Source organism: Caballeronia humi (genome assembly GCF_001544475.1).
GTDB lineage: Bacteria > Pseudomonadota > Gammaproteobacteria > Burkholderiales > Burkholderiaceae > Caballeronia > Caballeronia humi.
Genome location: NZ_FCNW02000140.1, coordinates 1 through 3,011, shown reverse-complemented (window position 1 = coordinate 3,011; position 3,011 = coordinate 1). Strand labels below are relative to the sequence as shown.

The following is a 3,011-nucleotide window of genomic DNA, read 5'->3' as shown; positions in this document are numbered from 1 at the left end:
GTGATGACGTCCTGCATCGACTGGACCGAACTCGCCTCGGCCGTGACAAGCGCGCTGATCGACTGTTCATTCAGCGCAACGCTTCTGACCCCGCCGATCGCGCGCTCGTCCCCCGTGATGTCGCGAGCTGGCGTCGCCTTGAACAAGCCGACCGGCGGGCGCTGTCGAAGCTGCGGGCGCTCCGCTTGGACCCGGATGATGCGGCCCAGCTGCGCTTGCGGCGGCAGCGACGTTGGCCGTGAGGTGTTGTCATAGTCGTAAGCGGTGATTTTGACGGTGCCCGCCCGGCGCGGCGAGTACGTGTCAACCTTCGGCATCGTAAGGCCCGGCGCATAGACGAAAGACGTAGGCGCACCCGTCCAGTAAGGCGAGCTCGACACCGGCATTGTACGGCCGTCGGGCAGCGCCCATGCGTGCCAAAGCCTGTCGACGTTGCAGTGGTGGAGGAAGAAGATCGGATCGAGCGGAGACTGCATAGTTGCCATCGAACCGCCGATTAGGTTGTGCACAGGATTGTGCGGACGCGTTTCGAAGCGCTCTTCGAACGAATTCACCGTGCCGCGCTGGAAGTTTACCGTCGAGCTCTGAAACGGTGTCAGGTCCAAGGCACTGTAGACGCTGGTGCCAACCCGAGCAACACTCGGGTAAAACGGATTACCCGGCGTAGTGAACTCGCTCGGGAGCGTCGGATTTTTGTACCAATCCCAATAGGGCAGCATAAGCTTCGGATTGCCTGAGATCAGCTGCAGGCGGCGTTCGAAGTGCCAGAGATACCCCCGGTGCCAAGCAAGAAAATACGCGACTTTGTGAGGACAATAGTTAACGTGCACATTGACCCAATATTGCCATGATTTTGGGTCATTCGCGTTGTTATTGCTGCGCATCTGGTTTACGGCGTCGTAGAACGACGCGTATTCAGGGGTTACCTTGAATTGCTGCCACTCAAGACGGCGCTGCCCGCTTTGAGCAAAGCTCGGAAGCGCAGCGAGAGACAATGCCGAGGCCGCTCCACCCAGGAACGTTCGGCGGTCAAGTTTTAAATGGCTCATGAAATTCTCCAGCAGTAGCCCTGGTGAACATTTAAATACAGGTGAACATCCTGCAAGACGGAATGTTCTTGAACGCCGCGAATGTTTTTGGCTATGGCGCAATCGAAGTCCTTAGCCCGGCTGATGAATAACGTTGCGAAATAGGCGCAACGTGGAAGATGAACGGTTCGCGAGACTAAAATTTCTTCCGGCCGCGAAGATTGATTAGGAAATCTACTTCATGCTACGCCCATAGTAACGTGCGCTGTCGCACATGCAAGCAGGATAAACTGACGAATTAAGTTCAAGGCACGACGCACGTGAAATTACCCTGACATGACTCGATTCGTTCGCCATTTACCGCCCTGCTGGCACAAACGGCGGATCTAAGCAGGCCTAAACGGCCATTGCAGCATTAATTGCAGGTTTACGAGATTGAATCGTTAGGCACGCAATTATCCATAGTGGATTGTCCGTGAGAGAACGGCGCGCAACAGTACATGGAAATCTGTATCTTCGTCGAGTCAGGATCAACTAATTTGCCGAGCAGGCCGCGTTGATGAACCTGCCCTGAACGGTATGACGGCGCAATTTAAATTTCGAACATTTACGCAAGTCCGTCGTGCGCGGCTGGCACGCGCTTGTTTCCATACGCTGAAGGAGCGAAACAGGTTTTGATGTGACTCGCTGCTTTGCCGGAAGCTTCCGATGGTGACAGTCAAGCCCCTGTCAGCCCGAGCGGAGCCAACACACCGCCCCCGAGATCTGAATGGCGCAGACCAAACATAAAAATGCTACATGAATTAGCGTAAGCGAGCCTTTTAACTTAGACGCTAGTGAAGCTTCGGGCTATCCCAGCAACGCATGAGTTCGTTCAGCGCATCCGCCACCGCTGCGTCTACCTCGCCGTTGGCTAGAAGACGGCGCTCGCCTTGGAATCGGTCGACTAGCGTGGCCGTAGCATCTCCATACAGGGCGCGCGCACGGTCGTGTGCCAGGCCCAAAGCGAGCTGCCCACGGTCGCGTGGGGACTCTGCAACGAGTACCCCAAGCTCTAAACATAGCTGCAAGGCATCGTGTAGTCGGACGACCGCGGTGCCTTGCATGCCAATTTTCAAGGGATGGCTAACTTTTTCCATTTGCTTTCTCGCAAAGAGAAGCATACCCCGGAGACGCTTCATTGGGCCTTTTACGCTCGACCACGGGCGAGTGCACGCTCGGAGGGTACTGCGGAACACCAGCCGATGCAATTGCCGTCTCTTGTCGAAAGCCGTGGATTACGCTCTTAACGTCTTTCCTGAGTATAGCGAACGGCCGTAGTTAGTCAGAACCACAGATAAGTGTCCTCGGGTATCGCGGAGTGGTTAACTTTGAAACACCCTTGGATCCTGTGTGTCGCCCTCACACGACATATCAGACGGGCCTTCCCTCCTCGCTCATCCAATCAAGTAGAACGCACGCAGGCCGGTAGGTCTTGCGCATCGTCCGAAGCTCGGTTACTAGAGCGATTCTCATTTACGCCCGTTCGCAGTAGCAGCAGTGGTCAAGGGGTCGCGGTAACAATGACAAGCCCACGGTGACGCCGGACTCCCTATATGCGCAATTGCTCCGCTTGGCCGGCGCCGCGCTGGTTTTGACGCTTCGTATAGGCGCGGATCGTGCCGCGTGGGATGTTTCATCGGTTTCCAAGCGTCATCCGGAACGGGACTACATGATAGGCGAGCACATCGCTTGGCCGCGCCACGCGGAAGCGTTGCACCACGTGCGCATCGAGCGCTTGCCGGATGATGGCTAGGGCCGTACGAGCCTGTCGGGATGTCTCATTCGTTTCCCCCTAGTCTCGCCGTACCGGGGGTTTGCTGGGCCCGCCTATTGCTAATCTTCGACAGTTTCCGGGAGCATCCAGGCACGAATGCGCGTTACGACGTCTGCGTGATCGACCGTGACGGACCTCGACCCGTTCGAGGAAGAGGTGATCCAGGT

1 protein-coding gene is annotated in these 3,011 nt (G+C 56.6%); it reads right to left on the bottom strand.

Features of this window, described 5'->3' with window-relative positions; all coding sequences use genetic code 11:
* Positions 1-1,049: tyrosinase family protein (locus AWB65_RS34465; RefSeq protein WP_143281827.1), on the bottom strand; the 1,049-nt coding region annotated here is incomplete at its 3' end.
* Positions 1,050-3,011: the final 1,962 nt, after the last annotated feature.